This is a genomic window from Cupriavidus sp. 2SB (genome assembly GCF_005503625.1).
Taxonomy (GTDB): Bacteria; Pseudomonadota; Gammaproteobacteria; order Burkholderiales; family Burkholderiaceae; genus Cupriavidus.
Genome location: NZ_SCMX01000004.1, coordinates 82045 through 108874 on the forward strand (window position 1 = coordinate 82045; position 26830 = coordinate 108874).

The following is a 26830-nucleotide window of genomic DNA, read 5'->3' on the forward strand; positions in this document are numbered from 1 at the left end:
AAATCGTTCCACATCGCGAAATACAAGAGCTATCCCGTTGAAATATAACGATAAATTAAGTCTTATGTCTTATATAAGACCTTGTTGCAACGCATCAAGCGAGGACTACAATTTTGTCCATGCGGTTCGCTTCGACAAACCGTGAAGCACCCCCAAAAACTTTTTGCGGAAGCGCTCAAGCCCTTAGGAGAGACACATGGCCCAATATCAAGACGACATCAAGGCAGTTGCTGGTTTGAAGGAAATGCAGGGCAGCGCTTGGGATGCCATCAATCCCGAATACGCCGCACGCATGCGCGCCCAGAACAAGTTCAAGACGGGTCTGGACATTGCCAAGTACACGGCCAAGATCATGCGCGCCGATATGGCCGCCTACGATGCTGACTCGTCCAAGTACACGCAGTCGCTGGGTTGCTGGCACGGCTTCATCGGCCAGCAGAAGATGATCTCCATCAAGAAGCACTTCAAGAGCACCGAACGCCGTTACCTGTACCTGTCGGGCTGGATGGTCGCTGCGCTGCGCTCGGAGTTCGGCCCGCTGCCGGACCAGTCGATGCACGAAAAGACGTCGGTGACCGCGCTGATCCGCGAGCTGTACACGTTCCTGCGCCAGGCCGATGCCCGCGAACTGGGTGGCCTGTTCCGCGAACTGGACGCTGCCACCGGCGCTGCCAAGGCTGCGATCCAGGAAAAGATCGACAACCACGTGACGCATGTGGTGCCTATCATCGCCGACATCGACGCTGGTTTCGGCAATGCAGAAGCTACCTACCTGCTGGCCAAGCAGTTCATCGAAGCCGGCGCCTGCTGCATCCAGATTGAAAACCAGGTGTCCGACGAGAAGCAGTGCGGCCACCAGGACGGCAAGGTCACCGTGCCGCACGAGGACTTCCTGGCCAAGATCCGCGCCATTCGCTACGCGTTCCTGGAACTGGGCGTGGACGACGGCATCATCGTGTCGCGTACCGATTCGCTGGGTGCCGGCCTGACCAAGCAAATCGCCGTGACCCACACGCCGGGCGACCTGGGCGACCAGTACAACTCGTTCCTCGATTGCGAAGAACTGACCCCGGACCAACTGGGCAACGGTGACGTGATCATCAAGCGCGATGGCAAGCTGCTGCGTCCGAAGCGCCTGCCGAGCAACCTGTTCCAGTTCCGCGCCGGTACGGGCGAAGCACGTTGCGTGCTGGACAGCATCACCGCGCTGCAGAACGGCGCCGACCTGCTGTGGATCGAAACCGAAAAGCCGCACATCGCGCAGATCGGCAACATGGTCAAGGAAATCCGCAAGGTGATCCCGAACGCCAAGCTGGTGTACAACAACAGCCCGTCGTTCAACTGGACCCTGAACTTCCGCCAGCAAGCCTATGACGCGATGCAAGCCGCAGGCAAGGATGTGTCGGCCTACGAGCGCAGCCAACTGATGAGCGTGGAGTACGACAACACGGAACTGGCGAAGCAAGCCGACGAGAAGATCCGTACGTTCCAGGCCGATGCCGCACGCGAAGCCGGCATCTTCCACCACCTGATCACGCTGCCGACGTACCACACCGCCGCACTGTCCACGGACAACCTGGCCAAGGAATACTTCGGCGACCAGGGCATGCTGGGCTACGTGGCTGGCGTGCAGCGCAAGGAAATCCGCCAGGGCATCGCCTGCGTGAAGCACCAGAACATGTCCGGCTCGGACATCGGTGACGACCACAAGGAATACTTCAGCGGCGACGCCGCCCTGAAGGCAGCGGGCAAGGACAACACGATGAACCAGTTCTGATCGCGTCTGTTCCGGTAGTACGTTCCAAGAAAAACGCCAACCTTCTCGGGTTGGCGTTTTTTTATTGCATCGATCGCATCGACATATGGCAGGACCTACAGCGCCGTGATGACCTTCGACCGATCGATGGCATCGAGCGTCGCGCAACCCATCAGGGCCATGGCGATTTCGAATTCGGTTTGCAGCAACGTCAGCATGTGGGCTACGCCCGGCATGCCACCCACGGCCAGTGCATGCAACACGGGCTGACCGATCATAACGGCGGAGGCGCCGAGCGCGATGGCCTTGAACACATCGGTCCCGCGTCGGACACCGCCATCGAGCAGTACAGGCACTGCGCCGTTGACCGCCGCCACCACACCCGGCAGGCAATCCAGCGTCGCCGGTACGGTATCGAGCGTGCGGCCTCCATGATTCGACACGATGATGCCTGCCGCACCAGCCTCGATGGCGCGCGGCACATCCAGCGGATTGAGCAGGCCCTTCACCACCACGGGCAAGCGGGTTTCACGGCACAGCGCCTGCAGGGTGGCCCACGTGGGCGCGTTGTCGAGCAACCCCTTGAAGACCGGACTGCCGTTGCGCGCATCGAATGTCGGCATCGGCGCCATGCCATCGAGATTGACGGGGCGGACATCGGGCGGCAACCGGAAGCCCGCGCGTTGTTCGATATTGCGCACGCCGCTGATCGTGGCGTCGATGGTCAGGACCAGCGCCTTGTATCCCGCGTTTTCCGCCCGTCTCACCAGTGTCAGCGTGTCTTCCCATCGCGGCTGGAAATAGAGCTGGAACCAGACGGGTGCACTGCCGATGCGCGCCACTTCCTCAAGCGGCGTGCTGGCCTGCGTACTGACCGTCATCCACGTGCGCGTCAGCGATGCGGCCTGCGCGGTTGCCAGCTCGCCCGCCGGGTACACCAGCTTGTGATACGCGGTGGGTGCAATCAGGATGGGCGATTCGAGGACTTCACCCAGCAGAATCGATCGTGCGGAAGCATTGGAGAAATCGGCCAACGCACACGGCATCAGCTTGACCCGGTCGAACGCGGTGCGGTTGTCGCGCTGCGTCACGCCATCGGCGGCGGCGCCCGAGATGTAGGCCCGTATCGGCGCGTCCACGCGTTCTTGGAAGCGACGTTCGTAGTCGTTCAGCGAAACGGTGTCAGGGGGAATGTGCATGCTGCTCACAGTTCGGCCCAGCGACGCAGCAGGTTGTGATAGTGGTTGACCAATGCCAGCACGGATGCCTGGTCATCGCCGAGCCGCTGGCGAATATCGATGATCGCGAGATCCAGTTCGTAGAGCATGCTGCGCTGCCCATCATCCTTGACCATGGACTGCGCCCAGAAGAACGATGCCCAGCGCGCACCTCTGGTCACGGGCGTGACCTCATGCAACGACGACGAAGGATAGACCACCATGTGCCCCGCCGGCAGCTTGACGGTGTGCGAGCCATAGAGATCCTTGATGACCAGTTCGCCACCCTCGTATTCATCGGGATCGGAGAGAAACAGCGTGCTCGATACATCGGCACGGATACGCATGCCGCCCGAGCCCGGCACGGTGCGGATCGCGTTGTCCACGTGACTGCCGAACGTCATCGCGGTGTCGTAGCGATTGAACATCGGCGGCAACACGCGCAGCGGCAATGCCGCAGAGTGATACGTGGCGTTCCCACCGAGCACGGTAAGGATCAGTTCCCCGAGTTCACGGGCCTCGGCGCTGTCCACCGGCAACTGGAGATTGTGTTTGGATTTGGCAGCGAGATCGCCCGCCGTGACGCGCCCGTCCACCCATGGCGAGCGTTCAAGCCGTTCCCTGCAATAGCGGATCTGTTCGGGCGTCAGGACATCTGGAATCTGTACGAGCATGATGCGTTCGGAGGTAAGCAGGTGGAGGGGCGCGGACTCCGTATGGTAGCGGCTCCGCCCCCCCGGGCCTTGCGTCTGCGCAAAGCCCGACAATCGCCACGCAGTTGCCCGTGATCAGAACGTCATGCCAACGTTCAGCAGCACCGTCCGACGTGAAGTCGGAACCGCACGCACGGCACCAAACGACGACTGATAGTTCAGATGGTTCGTCAGGTTGTAGCCATTGAGCGAGATACGGTACTTGCCCTGCCTGTACGCGATCATTGCGTCGAGCGAGAAGTTGTCCGGCATCTTGGCGGTGTTCGCCGAATCCGCCCAGTAGCCCGTGGCGTACTGCAGTCCACCGCCGATCGTCAGTTGGCCAGGCACCGGCAGCAGCGTGTGCGGAATGTCATACGCCGTCCACAGCGTGATGTTGTGCTTCGACACGCCCGGCGCCGTGTTGCCGACGGTTGTCGCCGTGGAGGCCGACGTGACTTCGCCGTTCAGATAGGCATACGCCACGCTAGCCGTCCAGCCACCGACGATACGGCCACTCAGGCCAAGCTCGACGCCACGAATACGCCGGCCTTCGCCAGAATCGGAGAAGCCATTGGTGATGTCGCCGGTGGCCGGGTCCACCGTGTACGCATTGCTCTTCTTGGTCTGGAACAGCGCACCGGTCAGGCCGAGCCGCTTGTCGAGGAAGTCCAGCTTGGCGCCCACTTCGATGGTGTCCGCGCGTTCCGGCTCGTTGCTGAAGCCGTTCTGCGGCACTTCGGAACCCACGCCGCCCACTGCCACGGCGATGTCGGTGCCCACCGGACGATACGTGCGCGAGAACGACGTGTAGAACATGTAGTCCTTGGTCGGCTCCCAGATGGCGCTGATGGCCGGGCTCAGCTTCTTCGAGTCTGCGCTGCCGCCCAGCGTCGATGCGCTGGTGGCGTATTCGCTGCGGAAGTAGTCCCAGCGCAAGCTGCCCAGCAGCGAGACCTGGTCGTTGAAGTAAACGCGGTCGCTCATGAACACGCCCACGTTGGTGGCGTTGGCGTCGCGCGTGTTGTTGTAGGCAACCGTCGCATTCGGGCTGTTGTAGAACACCGAGTTGACCACGGTCTGGTTGTTGTTGCGGCCCGTCCAGCTACCCTGGTCACGATGATCTCGCTGGTAGATCGTGTCGAGACCGACCATCGCCTTGTGGCGGATGCTGCCGGTCATGAACTCGCCCTTGGCGCTCAACACGTTCTGCACACCCCAGCCGCGCTGCAGGTAGGTGGTGCCTCCGCCCGCGCCATACGGCAGCGCGACGTTGCGTCCCGACAGCAGCGTCTGCAGGTTGGCGTACGTCAGCGAGGCCGGATTGGTTGACGAGAAATCGCGCTCGTAGAAGCTGAAGCGCGTGTCATTGCTGATGGTGATGCCGTTATCGAGCCGGGTCGAGAAGTTCGACGAGACGATGTGCGCATCGGTGGTATCGCGGTCGGTGTTGCGCACGTACGAGGTGGACGACGAGATGCCCGGCATGCCGTACTGCGTGAGCGGACGCAATACACCATCGGCACCCGCTGCCAGCGGCACGCCGAAATCGGGCGCGCCACTGCGATGCAGGTACGAATAGTTCAGGTGCCATTCCGTGCTGGTGCCCAGGCCCGTACCGAAGTCGATGGCGACGCCGCGACGGTCGTCGTCCACGTTGTTGCGGTCGGCCACGCGTCCGTTCTGGAACATGCCGTTGATGCGCAGCGCCGAGGTGTCGTTCAGCTTGAAGTTGCTGTCCAGCGTCGTGCGATAGGTGGCATCGGAGCCGATACCCTGATCGATGCTGGTGCTGGTGTTGAGGTTGGCTTTCTTGGTGGTCTGGTTGATCAGGCCACCCACGTTACCCACGCCGAAGCTCTCGCCCGACGGCCCCTTGATGACTTCGACGCTTTCCGTATTGAACGCATCGCGCTTGTACGCGCCAAAATCGCGCAGGCCATCCACGTAGATATCGCCCTTGGCCGAGAGGCCGCGAATCCGGAACTGGTCGCCGTTCTGGCCGCCGTTGCCTTCGCCTGTGGAGATCGTGATGCCCGGCACGTTCTTGAGGATCTGCTCCAGCGACGTGGCGTGCTGCTGCTCGATGACTTCCCTCGGCACCACGTTGATGGTCTTGGGCGTTTCCTTGACCGTTTCCGGCAGCCGCGAAATGCCGAGCGATGCATCGTTCGTGTTTTCAATGCCACGACCGGTGACCGTGACCTGCGGCAGCACGTTGCCGCTGGCCGCGCCGGATACCGATTCGGTGGCGGACTGGGCATGGACGGCGAGCGGGAACAGGACGAGACCGGCGGACGCACCCGAGACCAGCAGGCGGATGGCATTGGCTATTTTTCTTTGCTGCACGGAAAACTCCAGAGGAAGGACATTCGGTCTTGACGTGCAGCCGAGCCTTCGCTGGAGCAATCACCCTCCCCGTCAAAAGAGGTCATCACCGCAAATCGACGCCGCCAGACAGCGGGCATACCCGTCAAAATGCGAATGATTACTATTTGGTGTTGCTGGGATTTGTTGAATTGTGGCGAAGTGTGGCAGCACGGGAACGGCTGCCAGCTTTCGCCACAGTCCGGTTGCCGCCACCCGGACTAGGCAGGCAGTTCGATGACGGCACGCAGCCCGCCCGTCTCCCTGTTATGCAACGTGACATCGCCGCCATGCGCGCGAATGCACGACCGTGCAATCGCCAGGCCCAGGCCGAGACCGCCGGTCTCGGTGCTGCGGGCCGCATCGAGCCGCGCAAACGGCTCGAAGACCTGCTCCAGATGTTCGGGATCGATACCCGGCCCGCTGTCATCCACCTCGATGCGCAACGCTCCCGGTACCGCATCGGACCGGACCTTGACGCGAACTTCGCCAAAGCGCGTCGCATTGTCGATGATGTTGCCCAGTCCACGCTTCAGATGCACCGGGCGGCAGCGATACAACACGTCAGAGGCCAGTTCGCTCTTGAAGCTCACTGATCGTCCCTGAATGGTCTGCTGATCGACTACCTCTCGGACCAGTTCCTCGAAGCACACGTCTTGCGTCGGCTCGCGCAGGGCATCGTCACGCGCAAAGCCCAGGATTTCCTCGACCATGATGCTCATCTCGTCCAGCGTCTGCACCATGGCATCGCGCAGCGGTTCATCATCGATGAACTCCGCGCGAATGCGCAAAGACGTCAGCGGGGTGCGCAGATCGTGGCCGATGGCCGCCACCATCTGCGTGCGGCCGTTCACGAAGCGCGTGAGACTGGCCTGCATGTCGTTGAATGCCTGCGTAATCTCGCGGATGCCGCTGAGTCCGTCAGGCGCGGGCAGGATGACCTGTTCGCCACGACTCACGCGCTTCGATGCTTCCGTCAGATTCCTGAGCGGACGCATGATGCGACGGCCAAACAGCAGCGCGATCAGCGCGGTGGGCAACATGCCCACGAGCAACGAGAAACTCAATACGCGCGACCAGTGCGCAGGCAACATCGTCGGCAGACTGCGGCTCAACAGCCATTGACCATTCGGCAGCCTGACGTCGATGTCGAGTCCCCATGCGTGATCGCTCCGGAACGCATGGTCGAGCCCGTTCCGGTGCGCGGGACGCCCGCCTTCGAGCGCGCCCGGCCCCACCCGCTCCAGCCGCACATACACCGGCACATCGTTCGATATCCCCAGCAACGTGCGCAGTCGCTTGGCTATCGCCGCTTCCTGTTCGCCAGTCTCCGGAAAGCCGGCCAAGGGATGGATGGCCAGCGTGAACGTGGTATCGGGCAGGCTGATGTCCTTGAGCACGGCCTCGGCGTCGGCAGAGCGCTCGGCTACCCGATAGGCCGACAGCACGCGTGTTTCGATGGTGCGAATCGATAGCGGATGGATAGTCGCGTTGTCCGCGCGCCACCACGTCAGCGCCACCACGGCAATCACGTGCGCGGCAACGAGCGCGAGGAGCCACAGGGCAATCAGTTGCCCCGACAAACTGCGCGGCAACCACTTCATACCGGCTCGGCCAGCACCCGGCTCGTCAGCAGGTAGCCGTCGCCGCGCACCGTCTTCAGCATTTCCGGACGCCGGGGGTCCGGCTCCAATTTCTTGCGCAGGCGGCTGACCTGACTGTCGATGCTGCGATCGAATGTGGCGGTATCGGACCGCTGCGTGAGATTCAGCAACTGGCTGCGACTCAGCACACGATTGGCGTTCTCCACCAGCGCGCGGAGCAGGTGGAATTCGGCGGTGCTGATCGGCACATCGGTGTCGGAGGGGTTCCGGAGTTCGCGGGATCGCGTATCAAACGTCCATCCGCCAAAGCTGAATCGATACTCGGGCTGCGCAGGAGGAAGCGCCATATCGCGATGTTCCGCGGGTCGATTGCGCCGGAGCACACTGCGAATCCGGGCCACCAGCTCGCGCGGATCAAAAGGCTTCACCACATAGTCGGACGCGCCGATTTCCAGGCCTGCGATGCGATCGGCCTGTTCGGCCACCGCCGTCAGCAGAATGACTGGCGTGCCCACACGCTCGGACACAAAGCGGCACAACGACAGGCCGTCTTCGCCGGGAAGCATGATGTCCAGCACGATCAGGCTGAAAGAACGTTCCTCCAGCCGTTGCCGCATGGCCTTGCCGTCGCCCACGGTCTCGACTTCGAACTCGAAGCGGCGGAAGTATGTGGCCAATGGGTCACGAATATTGATGTGATCGTCGACGATCAGAATGCTGGGACGCGCGTCCATACCCCTCGAACTTACAAATAAGAATCATTTCCCGCGATTCTAGCTTAACTACTATGCCGCGCCGACGCGCCTGGCGCCGTACAGGGAGCACGCAAGCGCGCCGTTCCTGTCACGGTCTGATGCTTTGGTGTTGGAAACCACACAGCTTAATGTTCGATTAAGGTCCATTCGATAGTCTCGGGAAAAACGTGCCGGCCTGTGTTCTCACGGGTCCGTCGCGATCGACATCACCGTTTCCTGACACGCATCGATGCTGCAACGAGAGGCCCAGCGCCCCCCGCTTATTTCGCATGACGTACCGTTGCCCCGTTATCGGCCGCTCGCAACGGGCAACGCCTATCTGATGTGGATTGCGGTGTTTGTCGGCGTGGCGCTCGTACTCTGGTTTGGCACGCTGGGGTTGCGCCATCTGGTGGGTCCGGACGAAGGCCGCTACGCAGAAATTTCGCGCGAGATGCTCACCACCGGCGACTGGGTGACCATCCGCTACAACGCACTCAAGTACTTCGAGAAGCCGCCCTTCCATATGTGGGCAACGGCGGTCGCCTACGCGCTGTTCGGCATCGGCGAATGGCAGGCGCGTCTGACCGTGGCACTGGCCGGGCTGCTGGGCATTGTCATGACGATGCTTGCCACCTGGCGCTGGTTCGGCGTGCGTGCCGCAGCGTTTGCGGGACTGGCACTGCTGGCCGCGCCCATGTGGAGCGTGGCGGCGCACTTCAATACGCTCGACATGACCCTGGCCGGCGTCATGTCATGCATCCTGGCCTGCATGCTGATCGCCCAGCACCCCGATAACACCGCGTCCCAACGCAGGACATGGATGCTGGCGAGCTGGGCGGCGATGGGGGTGGCGATCCTGACCAAGGGTCTTGTCGGTATCGCACTGCCGGGCCTGGTCCTTGTGGTCTATACCTGCATCACGCGCGACTGGAACCTGTGGCGACGCCTGTACCTGCTTCCTGGTGCCGCGCTCATGGTGGCGATCAGTGCGCCGTGGTTCTATCTGGTTTCCACCCGCAATCCCGAGTTCCTGCACTTCTTTTTCATCCACGAGCACTGGCAGCGCTACACCTCCAACCTGCATGCGCGGGGCGGACCGATCGTGTACTTCGTGCCCCTGATTCTTGGTGGATTCCTGCCATGGGTCGGCCTGTTTCCGCGCATCTGGGCCGCCATCCGCCTGCCCGCCGCGCATCGCCGGACAACGTTCCGCCCGGCCCTGATGGCCGGGGTCTGGGCCATCGCGATCTTCACGTTCTTCAGCCTGTCGCATTCCAAGCTGCCCGGCTATATCGTGCCCGTGTTTCCGGCACTGGGCATCCTGGCGGGCGTGGCGCTCGACAAGATCGACGCCCGCGCATGGCGCAAGCAGTTGATGGGCATGGCCGTGCTGACCAGTTGTGGCCTGCTGGCCAGCCCCGTGGTGGCCACGCTCAACGCCAACCACACGCCCAACATGTTCTGGCGCGCCTATGCGATCTGGGCCGCGCTGGCATTTGTGCTGATGCTGTTGTCCATCGCCGTCTCGTTCCTCTTGCTCCATCGTGGCGTGCTGCGCAGCGTGGCCGTGTACGCGCTCGGGATGTACGTCGGCTTCACCGTGGCGCTGCTCGGCCATGAAACGGTCGGCGGCCCGGCGTCCGGCGCCAGCCTCGCGCCACAGATCAAGCAGGTGCTGAGACCCGGCATGAAGCTGTACGCTGTGGAAATGCTCGACCATACGCTGCCGTTCTATGTGGGGCATCCGCTGACGATGGTGGGCTCGGCGGACGAACTGACCTTCGGCACCGAGATGGAACCGCAACGTGCGGTGCCTGACATTGCCACGTTTGCGAAGGACTGGGCCGGCAAGGCTCCGGCGCTCGCCGTGATGTCGCCCCAGACCTACCTGGAACTCTCGCCAGCCTTGCGCTTCTACGTCGTGGACCGCGACTGGCGCCGGGTGGTCGTGAGCAACAGGCCCGTACCGCTCCCCTCCCGCTGAATTCTTTTTTGTTCACTCCATTTTTTTGAATTTCTTATGCAGCAAAAGCGAGTCCTGATCCTCGGCGTCAATGGCTTCATCGGCCACCATCTGACGCGCCGCATCCTCGAAACCACCTCGTGGGAGGTCTACGGCATGGACATGGCCTCCGACCGCCTTGGCGATCTGGTGAACCACCCCCGCATGCACTTCTCCGAGGGCGACATCACCATCAACAAGGAGTGGGTCGAGTACAACATCCGCAAGTGCGATGTCATCCTGCCGCTCGTGGCCATCGCCACCCCGGCCACCTACGTGCGTAACCCGCTGCGTGTGTTCGAGCTGGACTTCGAAGCCAACCTGCCCATCGTGCGCAGCGCCGTGAAGTACGGCAAGCACCTGGTCTTCCCCTCGACCTCCGAGGTCTACGGCATGTGCACGGACGACGAGTTCGACCCCGAAGCCTCGTCGCTGGTCTACGGCCCGATCAACAAGCCGCGCTGGATCTACGCCTGCTCCAAGCAACTGATGGACCGCGTGATTCACGCCTATGGCATGGAGCAGGGCCTGAACTACACGCTGTTCCGTCCGTTCAACTGGATTGGTGCCGGGCTGGACTCGATCTTCGAATCGAAGGAAGGCTCCTCGCGCGTGGTCACCCAGTTCCTGGGTCACATCGTGCGCGGCGAGCCAATCAAGCTCGTCGATGGTGGCGCCCAGAAGCGGGCTTTCGCCGATATCTCGGACGGCATCTCGGCGCTGATGCAGATCATCGAGAACAAGAACGGCGTGGCCAGCGGCAAGATCTTCAATATCGGCAACCCGGCCAATATCCACTCCGTGCGCGAACTGGCAGAGATGATGCTGTCGATGGCTGCCGAATACCCCGAGTACGCCGAGTACGCGCAGCAGACCAGGATTGTGGAAACCTCGTCGGGCGAGTTCTACGGCAAGGGATACCAGGACGTGCAGCACCGCGTGCCGAAGATCGACAACACCATCGAGGAACTGGGCTGGAAGCCTGAACTGAACATGGAACAGGCGCTGCGCCGGATCTTCGAAGCGTATCGCGACAAGGTGGTGGAAGCGCGGACGTTGGTGGGGGGCAATTGAACGGCACGGTACAAATGTCGTGTATGGACACTTTGGACATTTGACCGCTGCGCGCGGCGCTCCGCCAGAAGACGTTCGACGTCATCTCTCGGTTTGCTCCCCTCTCCCATGACATGGGAGAGGGGAGCAAACCAGCAGTGTTTGAATACCCACCTCAAAACCCCACCGTCACCGAAGCCAACACCGTCCTCGGATCAGCCTGCGCCAACCCGCCATACGCATCCACGGCCACCCATCCACGCCGGTTCATGACATTGCGCACGGCAAGGCGCAGCGTAGTGGGATAACGCCCGCCTTCCAGCCGATATCTCAGGCCGAGATCCCATCGCGTCCACGACGGGATGCGCTGCGTATTGGACGCTTCCACATACTGCGATCCGCTGTAGGTCAGGAACGTCGTGAAGGTCAGTCCCGGAACGGGTGGCGCATCCAGTTCCACGCCAACGTTGGCTTGCCATGACGGCACGCCGATGGGGCGCTTCCCGCTCAATGCCGGGCTTTCGGTAATCGCGGCATCCACCCACATGGCACTGGCACTAAGGCGCACACCGGGCAGCAACTCTTCGCGCACCGCGAACTCCAGTCCACGATTACGCTGTTCTCCATCGGCACCGTAGCGCGTGCCCGACATCACGCCGCTAACCCGACTGATCTGGAACGCACTCAAGCTGGCCGCCAACTGCTGCCGCGCAAACCGCACGCCAATTTCGTATTGCGTCGTGCGATACGGGGCAAGCACCTCTCCTGCATTCGAGGCACTCGTCGGCGCCACTTCGCCTTTGCTCAGGCCCTCGACGCGGTTGGCATAGAGCGATACCGACTGGCTCGGCCAAAACACAATACCGAACATTGGCGAGATGGCGCCCTTGTCGTACTGGGCGATGGTGCCGCCATCCGGACTAAAGTTGTCGGACCGTATCCGCTGGTAGCGCAAACCGGCCGTGAACTGCAACGCGCCATGGAGCATGGCTATGGTGTCAGCCAGCGAGATGCCGGTGAGCAACGTCGAAGACACCTTGGGGACGCTGGCCGGTTCGGGAATGAATTGCTGCGGCAAGGCAACCGGCGCATAGAGGTTGGTGAGCGAGGTGATCGATGAATTCACCAGCCCCCGGTTGAGCTGATCCCGGTAGCCGCTCAGCGCGAGCGCGAGCCGATGATTCAGCGGGCCGGTGTCGAAGTTCCAGCGTCCACCGGCCTCCGCGCTGGATCGATCCACCTCGAACCGGTAATTCGTATCGAAGACCGACACATCGCCGGTCCCGTTGAGGATGGTCGGCGTGATAGGGAACACACGGGCCACGCGCGTGCGGCCACCGCCCGCATAGGCATAGAGCTGGAAGCGATCGTCCACGTCGTAGGTCACGCGGGCGAGCACCGAGCCATCGTTGATGCGCGAGGTCTCCCAAGGCTGGGAGATATTGCGATGTCCGTCGGGCGCGGCCGGCACTGCGATACCGGGCACGATATGCACCAGCCGGAACGGCGCCGAGATTGTTTCGTGCTGGCCGATCACATCGAGACTCGCTTTCAGGCGGCTGCCGCGATAGTCGAGCGCCAGCGCTCCCGAGCCTGCACTGCGATGCTGATTGTCGAGCGCGGTGTCTCCCGCCCGATACCCGCCATTCACACGCACCCCGATTTCCCGATCGTCACCGAACCGCTTGCTGACATCGACCGAGGTGCCGAATTGATTGGCCGAGCCGTAGTCCACGCCGACTTCGGTACGATCTTCTTCCGCGCGCTTCGGCACGATGTTGATGGCTCCGCCGATGGCACCGCCCGGCGACATGCCGTACAGCAGCGTGGTCGGCCCCTTGATCAGTTCGATGCGCTCGACATAGCCGGTGGCCACGCGATAGTTCGATGCGATGCCATAGACCCCATCGAAAGCGATCTCCCCGAAATTCCCGTTGCTATAGGGAAATCCGCGAATCGTGAAGGCGTCGAGAATGCCGCCTGGTTTGCTGACCGAGCGCACCGACGCATCAGTCTCGACCACATCGGCAACGCTGTACGCCTGGAGGTCCTGGATGGCACGTGCATCGAAGCTGCGCGTGCTGACGGGCGCGTCGAATGCATCGACATTGCCCAGCAGTCCCAGACCAGCCTCGCCTCCTTCAACAACCCGCACGGGCGTGCGCCGGCCAAACACCGTCACGGTAGGGAGTATCACGGGTGCGTCCACACCATTGGCGGAAGCACCCGCCTTCCTGCGGATCGCATAACCGCCGTCGCGCAGATCGACTACACCAAGATCCGTGCCCTCCAGCAGCTTGCGTATGCCTTCGAGCACGCCGAAGCGCCCGGCCAGCCCGGCACTCTGGCGCTTGGGCAGCGCGTCAGCCTCGAAGACCAGATCGATCTTCGAAGCCGACGCAAACTGGATCAGCACTTTGTCGAGTGGCCCCGGCGGTATCGCGTACAAGCGCACCTCCGCTGCACCGTCGCGCACGGATTCCGCAGCCGCGCATGCCGGCGTGCCCACGGCAACGAGCATCGTGGCAACGATCGCGCCGAAGACCGCGCGATAGCTCATCGACAGGGACCTTGCATCAGAAGTCCACCGTGATCGAACCCAGGAACGTACGCGGTGCGCCTTGCGAGATGGTGCTGTACGACGCCACGCCGCCCCAGTAGTTCTTGTCGAAGGCGTTGATGACCGTGGCGCGGAACGTGGTGGCCTTGCCCGCCACCTTCGTCCGGTATCGCGCACCGAAATCGAACGTCGTCCACGATGCCACCTGCTGGGTATTGGCCTGGTTGACGTTGACGCGGCCCGTGTAGTTCATCGCGCTGGTCAGCGTCAGCCCTTGCAGCCACGGCAGATCCCATTCGGCACCGAGGTTCGCCATGACGTTTGGCACGCCGACCGGACGATTGCCCTGCGTTGTCGGGCTATTGGTCTGCGTCAGCTTGCCGTCGATCCACGTCACACCACCGAGCAGGCGAACGCGGCGCACCACTTCACCGGCCACGGTCAACTCCAGACCCTGATTGCGCTGCTCGCTGTCGATCGCATAGACGGTGCCGTACAACTGGCCGCTGGGCTTGGTCATGCGGAACGCAGACAGGGTTGCCAGCAGCGAGCCAGAATCCACCTTGACGCCCACCTCCTGCTGCTTGGTCTTGTACGGCGCGAACACCTGCCCGGCATTCGACGCCGTGGCCGGTGCGATATCGCCCTTGCTCAGCCCTTCCACGTAGTTCGCATAGAACGACACATTGCGCCACGGCTTGAAGACGATGCCGGCCAGCGGCGTCACGGCGCTTTCATCGTAGCTGGCGGATTTCGCGCCCGTCGCCGTGTTGTAGTTGCTCGACTCTACCTGCTGATAGCGCAGGCCGAGCGTCAGCGCGACGCGGTCGTCGAGCGCGCTCAGCGTATCCACCAGCGCCACGCCGGACAGCGTGGAGTCCGACACCTTCGGCACATACTTCGGCGGCGCAATGGACTGCGCCGGGCGTACCACCGGGTTGTAGATGTTCGACTGGACCGGCGTGCCCGCCACGTTCGCATTGGCGATACGGTCTGAATAGAAATTGCCTTGCACGGCGAACGAATGCCTGACCGGACCCGTATCGAACTTCGCACGCACACCGGTATCGAACGACATCCGGTTGATCTGGAAGCGCCAGTTCTGCACCGCTGCAGACGTATCGCCAGCGGCGTTGAGGATGGTCGGGGTCTGATCCGAGAGACGGGAGACGTCCGAGCGCGTGCCGCCGGCATCGGCATAGACAGTCACGTTGTCGGCCACGTCATACTCGACACGCAGCAGCGTGGAGACATCGTTGGATTTCCACCAGGTCCACGGCTGGGTGACATTGCGCCGCCCGTCCGGCGCCGCAGGAACCTTGATGCCGGACGCCACGAGGAACGGCCGCGTCGGTGCATCGATCCATTGATACTGCTCGATCAGATCCAGCGAAGCTCGCAGGCGTTCGCCACGATAGTCGAGCCCCACGGCAGCCACTTCACTGCGCGACTTCTGGTTATCCAGCGCCGTGCCGCCCTGCCGATGCAGGCCGTTGAATCGCACGCCCCACTCCTTGTCCTTGCCCCATCGACGGCTCAGATCGACACCACCGCCCACCTGCGCATCCGAACCATAGTCGAGCGTGAAGCGGTTCAGATCGACATCGCCGGCACGCTTGGGCACCACGTTCACCACGCCACCCACGCCGCTATTCGGCGACATGCCATAGAGCAACGCAGCCGGACCCTTGAGCACTTCCACTCGCTCGATGTATTCCGGGAACAGGTGATAGTTCGGCGAGACGCCATACACGCCATCGAACGCAATCTCCGACAGATTCCCCTCGTTGATCGGGAAGCCGCGAATCATGAACGAATCGGTCACGCCACCGGTCTGGCCGGTGAATCGAATCGACGGGTCCGCATTCAGGACATCGGCCAGCGTCACAGCCTGCTGGTCCTCGATACGCTGCGCGGTATAGCTGCTTGTGGAAAACGGCGTATCCATGTTGCCCCGATTCCCCAGCATGCCAAGACGGCCACCGCGCGCGGTCTGGCCACCGGCATAGGGTGCGGGCAACTCGCTGGCCTCATTGGGCACGGTGGCGCTCACTGTGACCGTAGGCAGCGTGGCTTCCGTGGTCTGCGCGTAGGCATTGAAAGACACGGCACCCGCGACCACGGCAAGGCAGAGCATCGCCTGATACACGGCGGCGGTGACAGGCTTCAGGGGAAAGCGGCATGAGGAAGGAAAACGGGAAAGCTGACGGCGGAATTGCGGTTGCGACATGGTTCGGAGTCCAGGCAGGTTGAAGGGTGTTCCTACCTACCAAGCCGGACAGCCAAGCCAATCCCCTCAATTCATAGCGAATAAATTTGTAACGACGCTGGAGCTTCCTGCCTGTTTGCTCCCCTTTCCCGCGTGCGGGAGAGGGGTTGGGGGAGAGGGCCAGCGATGAAAATTGCGACGTGGTCGGCAAGCAGAACCTCCTGCCCTCTCCCCCACCCCTCTCCCACTTCATGGGAGAGGGGAGCGCATGGCGACAGGCGTTGGTCCATGCGGACGGCCATCACAACCGCCCCACCCGCACCCAGTACCCCGTGAAATAAGACACCCGGATCGGCAATGCCCTCTCCAGGAAGCGCAATGTCCGGTCCGTGTCGTCGATGCGGTAGGCGCCTGACACCGTCAGGTCTGCTACCGAGGGATCGCAATCGATGCGGCCATGCCGGTATCGCGCCAGTTCGGCCAGCACATCCGCCAGGCGCATGTTGCTGCCGGAGAGTTGGCCGTTGGCCCAGCTATCGGGCGATATGGCGGAGGCGGGGCGTTCCGTGCTGGTGACCGGCGACATGTCCCAGGTCGTACCTGTCTGGGCAACGGCCTTCGCAGCGGTGCCGTCATGCAATGCCACGGCGCCTTCCTGCACGCTCACGCGCGCCACGTCCTCATCGAGTCTTACGGTGAAGCGTGTACCAAGCGCGCGCATTGTGCCGAACGCTGTGCGGACGCGGAAGGGTCGCGTGGCGTCGTGGCCGGTGGTGACGAGGATTTCGCCGCGACGGAGCAGGACGTCCCGCCGTTCGGCATCGAAGCGGATATCGATTGCGGTGTCCGTGTTGAGCACGATGACCGTGCCGTCATCCAGCGTTAGCGTGCGCTGCTCGCCCACGCCGGTGCTGGTTTCCGCCAGCCAGCGTTGCCATGGCGTGTAGTGGTAGCCGGTGGACAGCCCCAGTACCGATACACCGCCGAGTGCCAGCACCTTGAGCGCCTGCCGGCGCCCGGTCTGGCGGCGGCCACGGATGGCATCGGCGGTCTGGAGCGTCTCCAGCGCGAGCGGTGCGGGGATGCGCGGGAAATCTTCGCGCAGTGACTGCACGCGCTGCCACGCCAGCTTGTGGCGAGGGTCCGCGCCTTCCCATGCCAGGAAGCGCTGCCGCGTGTCATCACTCGGATCATTGAAGAGTAGTCGCACGGCCCACTGGATGGCCTGATCGACGATCTCCGACGGAAGGTCTGCCTGGGAAGCCGGCATCTACTCGCTGCCGAACCGCAGTTCGTAGCATCGGCGCAATGCCTGGCCGATATAGCGCTCGACGGTGGCCAAGGACATGCCAATGTGCTCGGCGATCTGCGGGCAAGTCAGCCCATCCAGTTGTGCAAGCAGGAAGGCAGTGCGGACACGCGGCTTCAGCGTGTCGAGCATGCGATCGATTTCCATCAGGGTCTGAAGGAAATGCAGCCGGCTCTCGGGAGATGGCGCGTGGGCCTCGGGCAGATGCGCCAGTGTTTCCAGCCATGCCTGTTCCAGTTCGCGCCGCCGCCAGAAATCGATCACCAGCCCGTTGGCGATGGTGCCGAGATAGGTGCGCGGTTCGCGGATGTCGGCCACTTTCCGGTGCAGCACGCGTACGAACACGTCCTGCGCCAGGTCGGCCGCATCGCAGGCATTGCCAATCTTTCGCAGCAGCCAGCCTTGCAGCCATTGGTGATGGCGTCCGTACAGGGATTCAACGTGGGAGTGCGCGCCGGGATCGATGGCGGTCATGACAGGACAACCTGAGACAAGTCCCGACAATGTAACCGATTCTCATTTACAGATAAAGGATGGAGATCCAAGAGCGTTGCGAAAAGCCAAATCCCGTTGCCCTATGGCGAAACGACCGCCTGCCATTGCACTTCCGTATCGCTCTGTATCTCGGCCTCGGATAGATACACAGCGGTTCAAATCGTGCGTAACACGACACGTTCAACAACCACTGGCTCCCTAGACTCCGTCCGTCACGACAGTTCGTGAACGATCCCAACGGTCGAAAACCAACACCAACACAACGCGCAGTTCAGGAAGGAGCCCATCCATGTCACGCGTCTCGATCCGCAGCATCCCTCGCACGTCTTCCACCCGCTTTGCCCTCGCGGTCAGCGCCGCACTGGCCAGCCTGGCGCTGGTTGCCCACGCACCGCACGCTCACGCGGCAGAGCCCGCCAACTCGGCCACGCCGCCCGCCAGCAAGGTAGCGGCAGGCGACGAAAGCATCCGCCCGTTCAAGGTTCATGTCCCGCAAGCGCAGCTCGACGATCTGCGCCGCCGCATCGCCGCCACCCGCTGGCCTGACCAGGAAACCGTTGCGGACGAGTCGCAGGGTATCCAGCTTGCGCGGGTCAAATCGCTCGTGGAGTACTGGGGCAAGGACTACGACTGGCGAAAGGCCGAGGCGCAACTGAATGCACTGCCCCAGTTCGTCACGCGGATCGATGGCGTGGATATCCAGTTCATCCACGTCCGCTCGAAGCATCCCAACGCCATGCCGCTGATCCTGACGCACGGCTGGCCCGGCTCCATCTTCGAGTTCATCAAGACGATCGGCCCGCTCACGGACCCGACAGCCTATGGTGGCCGAGCCGAAGACGCGTTCGATGTGGTCATCCCGTCGATTCCGGGCTACGGCTTCTCGGGCATTCCGCGTGAACTGGGCTGGGGTCCGGATCGCACCGCGCGTGCCTGGGACGTGCTGATGAAGCGCCTCAAGTACACGCGCTACGTCTCGCAGGGCGGCGATCACGGCTCGGTGGTTTCCGATGCATTGGCGCGTCTGGCGCCTCCGGGGCTGCTGGCGATTCACCTGAACATGCCGGCTACCGTGCCCGGCCCGCTGATGAAGTCGATCCTCGCGGGCGATCCGGCGCCGGCTAGCCTGACGGCACCCGAGCGCGACGCCTTCCAATCGCTGAGCACGTTCTTCGGCCGCAACGCCGCGTATGGCGCGATGATGGTCACGCGTCCGCAGACCATCGGCTATTCGCTCTCCGACTCGCCGGCTGGCCTCGCATCGTTCACGTACGAAAAGATTGCCGCCTGGAGCGACAGCAACGGCGTGCCGGAAAATGTGCTGACGCGCGATGCCATCCTGAACGACATCACGCTGTACTGGCTCACGAACACGGGCGCCGCGTCGTCGCGCTTCTATTGGGAGAACAACAACAACAATTTCAGCGCCGATGCGCAGAAGACACGCGAGATCAAGGTGCCAGTTGCCATCACCGTCTTCCCGCATGAAATCTACCGGGCGCCGGAGAGCTGGAGCAAGCAGGCTTACCCTTCGCTCAACTATTACAACCAGGTGAGCAAGGGCGGCCACTTCGCGGCATGGGAGCAGCCGCAACTGTTCGCTGAGGAACTGCGCAAAGCGTTCCGTCCGGTGCGCTAACGGCTGCGGGTCGGCATCACCCTCGCAGGTAGTGTCCGGCCCCAGCCCCCGCCACGCGCCCGCTCGCAAAGCAGGCAGTCAGCAGGTAGCCGCCAGTCGGCGCTTCCCAATCGAGCATTTCTCCGGCGCAGAACACGCCGGGGAGCGCGGTCAGCATCAACTGGTCGTTCATCGCTTCGAAACGAACACCACCGGCCGTACTGATGACTTCATCGATGGGCCGTGCGCGCAGCAGCCGCAGGGGCAGTGCCTTGATGGCGGCCGCCAGCGCCACGGGATCGTGCATGGCCTCTTTCGACAGCACCTCGCGCAGCAGGCTCGCCTTGACGCCGGTGATGCCCAGCCGGCTTTGCAAGTGGCTCGACACCGAGCGCGATCCGCGCGGGTGGGCCACTTCGGCAGCTACCGCCTCGGCGGATCGTCCCGGTGCGAGATCGAGCGTGATGGTGGCGGAACCGTGCGCCGTGATGAGATCGCGGATCGGCGCGGAGAGTGCGTAGACAAGACTGCCTTCGATACCCGATTCGCTGATCACGAATTCGCCTTGCCGATGCAGCGTCGTACCATCGTCGAGCGTCACATCCATCGCCACGGCCTTCACCGGCTCGCCCGCATGCCGCGTGCGGAGCAGTTCGGACCACGCGATATCAAAGCCGCAGTTGGCGGGCTGCAGCGGTGCCACATCCACGCCACGCGCGGCCAGCATCGGCAGCCATGCGCCGTCGGAGCCGAGCCGGGCCCAACTGCCGCCGCCCAGCGCGAGCACCACGGCGCGCGCCTGCACTTCGATCTCGCCGTCGCGGCTGGCAAAACGCAGCACGTGCCAGCCATCGACAGCATCCGCAAACCCGATCCAGCGATGCCGCGTATGAATGCCCACGCCCGCTTCACGCAGGCGATGCAGCCATGCGCGCAGCAGCGGTGCTGCTTTCATGTCGGTGGGGAACACGCGCCCGGAACTGCCGACGAAGGTGTCGATGCCAAGGTCATGCACCCAGGCGCGCAGCTTGTCGGCGCCGAAAGTCTCCAGCAGCGGCGCGATCCGGTCCACGCGTGCACCGTAGCGGCCAAGAAAGGCGTCGGCAGCCTCGGCGTGCGTGATGTTCATCCCGCCCCGCCCTGCCATCAGGAACTTGCGTCCCACCGATGGCATGGCGTCGTAGACCTCCACCGACACGCCCTGCGCGGCGAGCATCTCGGCCGCCATGAGGCCAGCCGGGCCACCACCGATGACGATGGCGCCATCATGGCGAATGGGAGAAACGGGCAAATCAGGCATGGCGCGAAGGGGAATCGGGGAGCCGGCGCATTATAGGCGCTGCGCCTCCCCACACGGCGCAAATCCGGCCAATCCGCTAAATTCGTACAGCGCGGCGGCATTGCGCCAGCGCAGTGCGTCGACCAGTTCAGGCTGCGCGGCGATCCACGCCAGTACGGCGCGGCATTCGTCGGCGCGGGCCGGCGCTTCGTGGTTGGTCCACGGCCAGTCGCTGCCCCATAGCAGACGATTGGTCCCGGCCACCTCGGCCCATCGCCCGATCAGCATCGGCCAGCCTTGCACATCCGCCAGTCGATAGGGCGCGCTGATCTTGACCCACAGCGCGCGGCGCGTGCGCACGTCAGCCGCCACGTCGAACACAGGGTCATCCGCGCCCGCCGGACCGGGCCGGCCAAAGTGGTCGAGCACCACCGGTACGCGCGTCGCGCCCAATGCAGCATCGAGCGCGGACAACACGGCGGCGCCCTCGCCATTGCCCGTATGCATTTCCACATGCCAGCCGAGTTCGCCAATCCGGCCGAACAACGCGTGCCACGGCGCAGTAGCGATGCGTCGCCAGCCATCGTCGCCGTACAGGTTCAGCCGGATACCTCGCACTCCGGCCTCGTCGAGCACCGCCAACTGCGCGTCATCCACGCCGGGATCGACCACTGCCACGCCTCGCAACCGCTCCGGCATGCTGCGTAGCGCAGCAAGCAAGGCGGCATTGTCGGTACCCAGAAAACTGGTCTGCACCACCACCCCATGCAGGTCGCCATGCCCACCCATCGCCGCCTGCCAGCCCTGCAGCGTAGCGCCATAGGGGGGGCGATAGCGCGCGCCTGCCACGGCAACGCCGGCGTGGAACACATGGAAATGGCAATCCACCAGCAGCGTGGCGTCTTTCGTCTCGGACACGGGGAAATCTCCTGTGCGGGTAAGCCCTGATATGGCGTCGATGGCCCATCCGGGTACTCTAGTCCTCTATAGGAGTCGAATCTAACACGGACGCTCCAGACTTCACAACGCCAACCTTATGCCAGACCTCGCCACCCCTGCCGCCGGATTAAGCCGCTATGGGCAGATTGCTGCCCGGCTACAGCAGAAGATCGTCTCGGGCGAATGGATGCCCGGCGCGGCCATTCCTGCGGAAAGCGCGCTGGCCACCGAGTTCGGCATCGCACTCGGCACCATTCGCCAGGCCATCGCCGTGCTGGTGCAGGAGGGCCTGCTCGAACGCTTGCAGGGCAAGGGCACCTTCGTGCGCACGGGGCTCAGTGGCGCGAGCATGATGCGCTTCTTCCGTTTCCGCAGCGAAGCCGAAACGGCATCCGCCGCCATCCCGCGTTCGGAAATCCTGTCGTGCCGCGCGGTGCGCCTCGACAAGACCATGGCCAGCCGCTTCGGGCTGGAGACCGGTGCGCGTGGCCTGGCCATCTCGCGGCGGCGCTGGGTGGCGGAGCAACCGCGCCTGATCGAATCCATCTGGCTGCCGCTGCCGCGTTGCGCCAGCTTGCAGGACCTGCCCGTCTCGGATTGGGGCGATCTGCTCTATCCGCTGTTGTGGCAGCAATGCGGCATCACCGTGCATCGCGCGATGGACGAGGTGACGTTCCGCCCGCTCGGCGCCGAAGAGGCCGCATCGCTCGCCTTGCCCGACGGCCACCCCTGCGCGCTCGTGACCCGGCAGGCCTATGACATCCAGGGCCAATGCATCGAGTACCGGTTGACCCGAGGCGACGCTTACGCATTCCGCTACACGGCCGATATCCGCTGACGCGCCGACGCCCACCGCACTACAGAACACCAACGGAGACACCATGCGTTACTTCACCCACCTCGCGCTCGCCAGCGGCGCATGCCTGGCGCTGCCTGCTGCCCCGCTGCATGCCGCCGACGCACCATGGCCAGCGCGCCCCATCACCATCGTGGTGACTTACCCACCCGGCGGTGGTGCGGACCTGATGGCGCGCCTGATCGCCCCTGCGCTGGGACGCGAACTGGGACAGACCGTGGTGGTGGAGAACCGTCCCGGCGCGGGCGGCCAGATCGGCGCGTCCTACGTAGCCAAGGCGGCGCCCGATGGCTACACGCTGATGGTCGATGCGTCGTCCTACGCGGTGAATCCGAGCCTCTATCCGCGCCTGCCCTACGATCCGGCCAAGGCATTCCGCGCGATAGGCGTGCTCGCGCGCTATCCCAACGTGCTGGTCGCCAACCCCTCGTTTCCCGCGAGCAGCGTGAAGGAAGTGCTCGCACTGGCCCGGCAAAAGCCCGGCACCGTGGCGTATGCATCGTCGGGCAATGGATCGGCGCAGCACCTTTCCGGCGTGCTGTTCGAGCAGCGCGCCAACGTGGATCTGCTACACGTGCCGTACAAGGGTGGCGGTCCCGCGATGACCGACGTGATCGCGGGCCAGGTGCCGCTGTTCTTTGCCAACGTGGCCTCGAGCCTGCAACACATCAAGGCCGGGAAACTGCGCCCGCTCGCGGTGACCAGCGACACGCGCACCAGCGCGCTGCCGTCCGTGCCGACTATGCAGGAGGCCGGCGTGGCCGGCTACGAAGTCTACGAATGGAACGCCGCGTTCCTGCCCAGCGCCACGCCCGATGCCGTGGTGGCGAAGCTCTCGGATGCGCTCCACAAGGTCATGGGCAGCCCGGAAATCAAGCAGCGTGTCGCCGAACTCGGCGGAGAGGTGGTGGCCGCGCCTCCGGCCGAAGCCGCGCGCTTCATCGACGCACAGACCCGGAAATGGGCGAAGGTCATCAAGGACGGCAACGTCAAACCCGAGTAAGACAACCTGGCAGAGCAACCATGTCCAATTTCCAGTCCGATCGCCGGCACGCGCTGTCGCTGCTCGCCGCCTTTGGCGCCAGCGCCCTCGCCCCGTCCCTGGTCCGCGCGCAGGCGTGGCCGTCCAAGACCATCCGCTTAGTCGTGCCGTTCGCGCCGGGCGGCAGCTCAGAGATCGTGGCGCGCTCCACGGCCGCCGAACTGACCAAGCTGCTTGGCGTGTCCGTGTTCGTCGAGAACAAGCCGGGCGGTGCAGGCAATATCGCCATGGGCGAAGTCGCACGCGCCGACGACAACCACACGCTGATCCTCGGCCATATCGGCACGCTCGCCGTCAATCCGTACATTTTTCCGAAGCTGCCCTATGACCCGGTCAAGGATTTCCGGCCCATCTCGCTGCTGTCGAAGGTGCCAAGCCTGTATGTGGTACATCCGGACGTGCCGGCCAAAAACCTCAAGGAGTTCGTCGCGCTCGCCAAGAGCAAGCCGGGCAAGTTGAACTACGGCTCCGCGGGCAATGGCAGCGCCCGGCACCTGGCGTTCGAATACCTGAAAGCAACCACGGGCACGTTTATCACGCACGTGCCGTATCGCGGCAGCGGTCCGCAGATCACCGACCTGCTCTCGGGCCGGCTCGATGCCGCCGCCATCGGTGCACCGGCCATTCTCCAGTTCATCAAGACGGGCAAGGTGCGATGCATCGCCACGGGCACGGCCCAGCGCATCCCGCAACTGCCGGACGTGCCCACCGTGGCCGAGCAAGGGTATCCCGGCTTTGAAATGACGCAATGGTATGGACTGATGGCGCCCGCGACGCTGCCGCAACCGGCTGCCGCCAAGCTCGCCGAAGCCACGATCAAGGCGGTCAGGAGCCCGTCTTCCGTGGAGCGCCTGGGCGCCGACGCAGCGCTGGTGGTAGGCAGCACGCCCGAGGAATTCGCCCGATTCATTGCGGCCGAGCAGCAGCGCTGGAAGCCGATCGTGGCACGCGCGGGTATCAAGCCGGACTGACGGACATCGAGAGCACCCGCCGGCCCGGAGGCACAGCGGTTACGTGGCTTCCGGGAGTAGCCGGCGTATGCGCACCACCAGCCCGGTGCCCGCCGCAGCCGGCCGGTTCGACAGTTCGACAGTCAGCCCATGCAGATAGGCCACGCGCCGAGCAATCGAAATACCCAGCCCGCTGCCCTGCTCTTGCTGGCCAGCAGCCCGGAAGAATCGGCTGCCGAGACGCTCCAGATGTTCGGGCGCCACGCCCGGGCCGTGGTCCGCCACCTCGATATGGTCGGTCCCGAAGGCCAGCGTCACCACGGACCCGGCCGGGCTGTAGCGCAGCGCGTTGTCAAGCAGGTTGCGCAGCATCGTACCCAGCAGCACCGGATCGCCGCAGATTTCCAACGGCTTGCCGCCATCCGCGGGCCAGAGGATTTCCATATCGACATGGCGCCGGTCGGAGAGCTGCAGGCAATCGCTGAAAACCTGCTGCGAAATCTGCTGCCAATCCACGGCTTCGCCCGCAGCCAGCGCTTCCTCGTCCTCCAGCCGGCTCATGGTGAGCAACTGCGACACCAGATGGCTCAGCCGCTCGATGCCGACTTCCACATTGACCGCAGCGCGTGCACGTTCTTCCGCATCGGGCGAGCGGCGCGCCACCTCCCACTGCGCCTTCAGCGCGGCCAGCGGTGTGCGCATCTCGTGCGCGGCATCGGCGGTCAGGCGGCGCTCATGTTCGAGCAGCGTGGAAACCCGCTCCAGCAGCGTGTTCATCGCGCGGACCAATGGCGTCAATTCGGGGGGCGCACCCTCCAGCGACATCGGCGTGGGATCGCCCGGCGTGCGTGCGGCAATGGCGTGGGAGAGCGCCAGGAGGGGACGCAACATGCGCCGGATCGCCCAGACCAGCAGCGTGGTCAGCAGCGGCAGACCGAACAGCCATGGCAGGGCCTGCGCCTGCACATAGGACACCACCAGCTCGTTGCGCTCGGCCACGATCTGCCCCACGCACACCCGCCAGCCGGCAACGGGATCGTCGAGGTAATACAGGCGCCACTTCGCGCCATCGATCGTCATGTTGGTGAAACCGTGAATCGCGGGCATGCGGGGCAGCCGGTCGCCATCGGGATCGATGTGCAGGGCTTCGCCGCCCGGGCGCCATGCGGCAATGGCGAGGTCGCCCAGCCCCGCGTCGCCCAGATCGCCAAGATCCGTATCGCCTGGTTGCGGCCCGCTCGATGGCAGCGGCGATTTCGCGTTGGCGTTCATCAACGGCAGTACCGCCTGCATCTGCTGGGCCATGCGCACCATGGCGGTGTCGTACAACTCGTTGATTTCCTCGTGGGCACTCAGGTAGACCAGCGCGCTCGTCAGCAGCCATGCAAAGGCCACCGCCGCCAGCACGGCCAGTATCAGCCGGCGCTGCAGCGTCATGTCTTGCCTCCCTCGGCAAGGTCCGCTGGCGGCGCGTCAAGCGTATCGAGCGCGCCCAGCGTGTAGCCTGCGCCGCGCAGCGTGCGGACGATGGCCGGATGGATCTTGCGGCGCAGATGATGGATATGCACTTCGAGCGTATTGCTCTCCGTACCTTTGTCCCACGCATAGAGCTTGTCGCGCAGGAAATCCCGGGTCAGCACACGATTCGGATGACTCAGCAGGATTTCCAGCAGTTCAGACTCCCGGCTCGTCAGGTCCACCGACTTGCCGTGCCAGAGCGCCAGCCGCGCGGCCGGATGATATTCGAGCGGACCATGGCTCCAGACCGGCTCGGGCATTCCTGCCGTCCGACGGCTCACCGCGCGTAAGCGTGCCGCCAGTTCGTCGAGCGCCACCGGCTTGATCAGGTAGTCGTCAGCGCCGGCGTCCAGCCCGCCGATGCGGCTCGCCACGGCGTCACGCGCCGTCAGCACCAGCACCGGCGTCAGGCGCCCCTGGCGGCGCCAGCGTGTCAGCAGCGCCACGCCATCGTCATCGGGCAGGCCGAGGTCCAGCACCACCGCGTCGTAGTGCATCACCGCCATGGCACTGTCCGCTTCCGCACCCGTGCGGAACCAGTCCACGGCATGCCCGATCAGCTTCAGCCCGCGCTGGAGGCCGTCGCCAAGCATGGGGTCGTCTTCAACGATAAGGATTTTCATGGGT

General features: G+C 63.8%; 20 protein-coding genes. 7 read left to right on the top strand and 13 right to left on the bottom strand.

Annotated elements, in window-relative coordinates; translation table 11 throughout:
• The first annotated feature begins 196 nt into the window (after positions 1–196).
• Positions 197–1777, top strand: a complete 1581-nt coding sequence (locus tag FFS21_RS03085; protein WP_137923471.1) for an isocitrate lyase — start codon at positions 197–199, stop codon at positions 1775–1777.
• A 95-nt stretch (positions 1778–1872) separates the two neighbouring features.
• Here the strand turns inward: FFS21_RS03085 and FFS21_RS03090 are convergent, their stop codons facing one another.
• The 5 genes from FFS21_RS03090 to FFS21_RS03110 form a co-directional block, all read right to left on the bottom strand.
• Positions 1873–2955 (bottom strand): alpha-hydroxy acid oxidase, encoded by a 1083-nt coding sequence (locus tag FFS21_RS03090; protein ID WP_137923472.1) that lies wholly within the window; start codon positions 2953–2955, stop codon positions 1873–1875.
• A 5-nt stretch (positions 2956–2960) separates the two neighbouring features.
• Positions 2961–3647, bottom strand: a complete 687-nt coding sequence (locus FFS21_RS03095; RefSeq protein WP_137923473.1) for a Fe2+-dependent dioxygenase — start codon at positions 3645–3647, stop codon at positions 2961–2963.
• A gap of 114 nt (positions 3648–3761) precedes the next feature.
• Positions 3762–6014 (bottom strand): TonB-dependent receptor, encoded by a 2253-nt coding sequence (locus FFS21_RS03100; protein WP_137923474.1) that lies wholly within the window; start codon positions 6012–6014, stop codon positions 3762–3764.
• 239 nt (positions 6015–6253) lie between these two features.
• Positions 6254–7636, bottom strand: a complete 1383-nt coding sequence (locus FFS21_RS03105) for an ATP-binding protein (RefSeq protein WP_137923475.1) — start codon at positions 7634–7636, stop codon at positions 6254–6256.
• Complete coding sequence (locus FFS21_RS03110) at positions 7633–8370, bottom strand: response regulator (protein ID WP_137923476.1); 738 nt, start codon at positions 8368–8370, stop codon at positions 7633–7635. The genes FFS21_RS03105 and FFS21_RS03110 overlap by 4 nt, the downstream gene beginning before the upstream one ends.
• Positions 8371–8620: 250 nt before the next feature.
• Between FFS21_RS03110 and FFS21_RS03115 the strand changes: the two genes are divergently transcribed.
• Complete coding sequence (locus tag FFS21_RS03115; RefSeq protein ID WP_171020313.1) at positions 8621–10357, top strand: glycosyltransferase family 39 protein; 1737 nt, start codon at positions 8621–8623, stop codon at positions 10355–10357.
• 36 nt (positions 10358–10393) lie between these two features.
• Complete coding sequence (locus FFS21_RS03120) at positions 10394–11449, top strand: bifunctional UDP-4-keto-pentose/UDP-xylose synthase (RefSeq protein ID WP_137923477.1); 1056 nt, start codon at positions 10394–10396, stop codon at positions 11447–11449.
• A 154-nt stretch (positions 11450–11603) separates the two neighbouring features.
• Here the strand turns inward: FFS21_RS03120 and FFS21_RS03125 are convergent, their stop codons facing one another.
• From FFS21_RS03125 to FFS21_RS03140, 4 genes are all read right to left on the bottom strand, one after another.
• Positions 11604–13988, bottom strand: coding sequence for a TonB-dependent receptor (locus tag FFS21_RS03125; protein WP_137923478.1), 2385 nt, complete (start codon positions 13986–13988; stop codon positions 11604–11606).
• Between the two features lie 16 nt (positions 13989–14004).
• Positions 14005–16218, bottom strand: a complete 2214-nt coding sequence (locus FFS21_RS03130; RefSeq protein ID WP_502705149.1) for a TonB-dependent receptor — start codon at positions 16216–16218, stop codon at positions 14005–14007.
• Between the two features lie 280 nt (positions 16219–16498).
• Complete coding sequence (locus FFS21_RS03135) at positions 16499–17467, bottom strand: FecR domain-containing protein (RefSeq protein WP_137923479.1); 969 nt, start codon at positions 17465–17467, stop codon at positions 16499–16501.
• Positions 17468–17980, bottom strand: coding sequence for a sigma-70 family RNA polymerase sigma factor (locus tag FFS21_RS03140; RefSeq protein ID WP_137923480.1), 513 nt, complete (start codon positions 17978–17980; stop codon positions 17468–17470). It lies immediately after the preceding gene.
• 310 nt (positions 17981–18290) lie between these two features.
• Here FFS21_RS03140 and FFS21_RS03145 point away from each other — a divergent pair, with 310 nt between their 5' ends.
• Complete coding sequence (locus FFS21_RS03145) at positions 18291–19640, top strand: epoxide hydrolase family protein (protein WP_137923481.1); 1350 nt, start codon at positions 18291–18293, stop codon at positions 19638–19640.
• Between the two features lie 16 nt (positions 19641–19656).
• Here the strand turns inward: FFS21_RS03145 and FFS21_RS03150 are convergent, their stop codons facing one another.
• Together FFS21_RS03150 and FFS21_RS03155 are read right to left on the bottom strand one after the other, a co-directional pair.
• Complete coding sequence (locus FFS21_RS03150) at positions 19657–20919, bottom strand: TIGR03862 family flavoprotein (protein ID WP_137923482.1); 1263 nt, start codon at positions 20917–20919, stop codon at positions 19657–19659.
• Positions 20920–20949: 30 nt separating this feature from the next.
• On the bottom strand, positions 20950–21816 hold the full coding sequence (locus FFS21_RS03155; RefSeq protein WP_137923483.1) for an amidohydrolase family protein: 867 nt from the start codon (positions 21814–21816) through the stop codon (positions 20950–20952).
• A gap of 118 nt (positions 21817–21934) precedes the next feature.
• Here FFS21_RS03155 and FFS21_RS03160 point away from each other — a divergent pair, with 118 nt between their 5' ends.
• Genes FFS21_RS03160 through FFS21_RS03170 form a run of 3 tightly spaced genes read left to right on the top strand, consistent with a single transcriptional unit; the run spans position 21935 to position 24706 of the window.
• The gene (locus FFS21_RS03160) at positions 21935–22675 is read left to right on the top strand and encodes a GntR family transcriptional regulator (protein WP_137923484.1); all 741 of its coding nucleotides are present in this window, start codon (positions 21935–21937) and stop codon (positions 22673–22675) included.
• 43 nt (positions 22676–22718) lie between these two features.
• Positions 22719–23696, top strand: a complete 978-nt coding sequence (locus FFS21_RS03165; RefSeq protein ID WP_137923485.1) for a tripartite tricarboxylate transporter substrate binding protein — start codon at positions 22719–22721, stop codon at positions 23694–23696.
• Between the two features lie 20 nt (positions 23697–23716).
• Positions 23717–24706 (top strand): Bug family tripartite tricarboxylate transporter substrate binding protein, encoded by a 990-nt coding sequence (locus FFS21_RS03170; RefSeq protein ID WP_137923486.1) that lies wholly within the window; start codon positions 23717–23719, stop codon positions 24704–24706.
• Between the two features lie 39 nt (positions 24707–24745).
• Here FFS21_RS03170 and FFS21_RS03175 read toward each other — a convergent pair whose 3' ends face one another.
• Together FFS21_RS03175 and FFS21_RS03180 are read right to left on the bottom strand one after the other, a co-directional pair.
• Positions 24746–26122 carry an ATP-binding protein gene (locus FFS21_RS03175; RefSeq protein ID WP_137923487.1) on the bottom strand — a complete coding sequence of 459 codons (1377 nt, stop codon included), beginning with the start codon at positions 26120–26122 and terminating at the stop codon, positions 24746–24748.
• A complete protein-coding gene (locus FFS21_RS03180) occupies positions 26119–26826 on the bottom strand; it encodes a response regulator (protein WP_137923488.1) in 708 nt (235 codons plus the stop codon). Before FFS21_RS03180 ends, FFS21_RS03175 begins: the two co-directional genes overlap by 4 nt.
• Positions 26827–26830 lie beyond the last annotated feature (4 nt).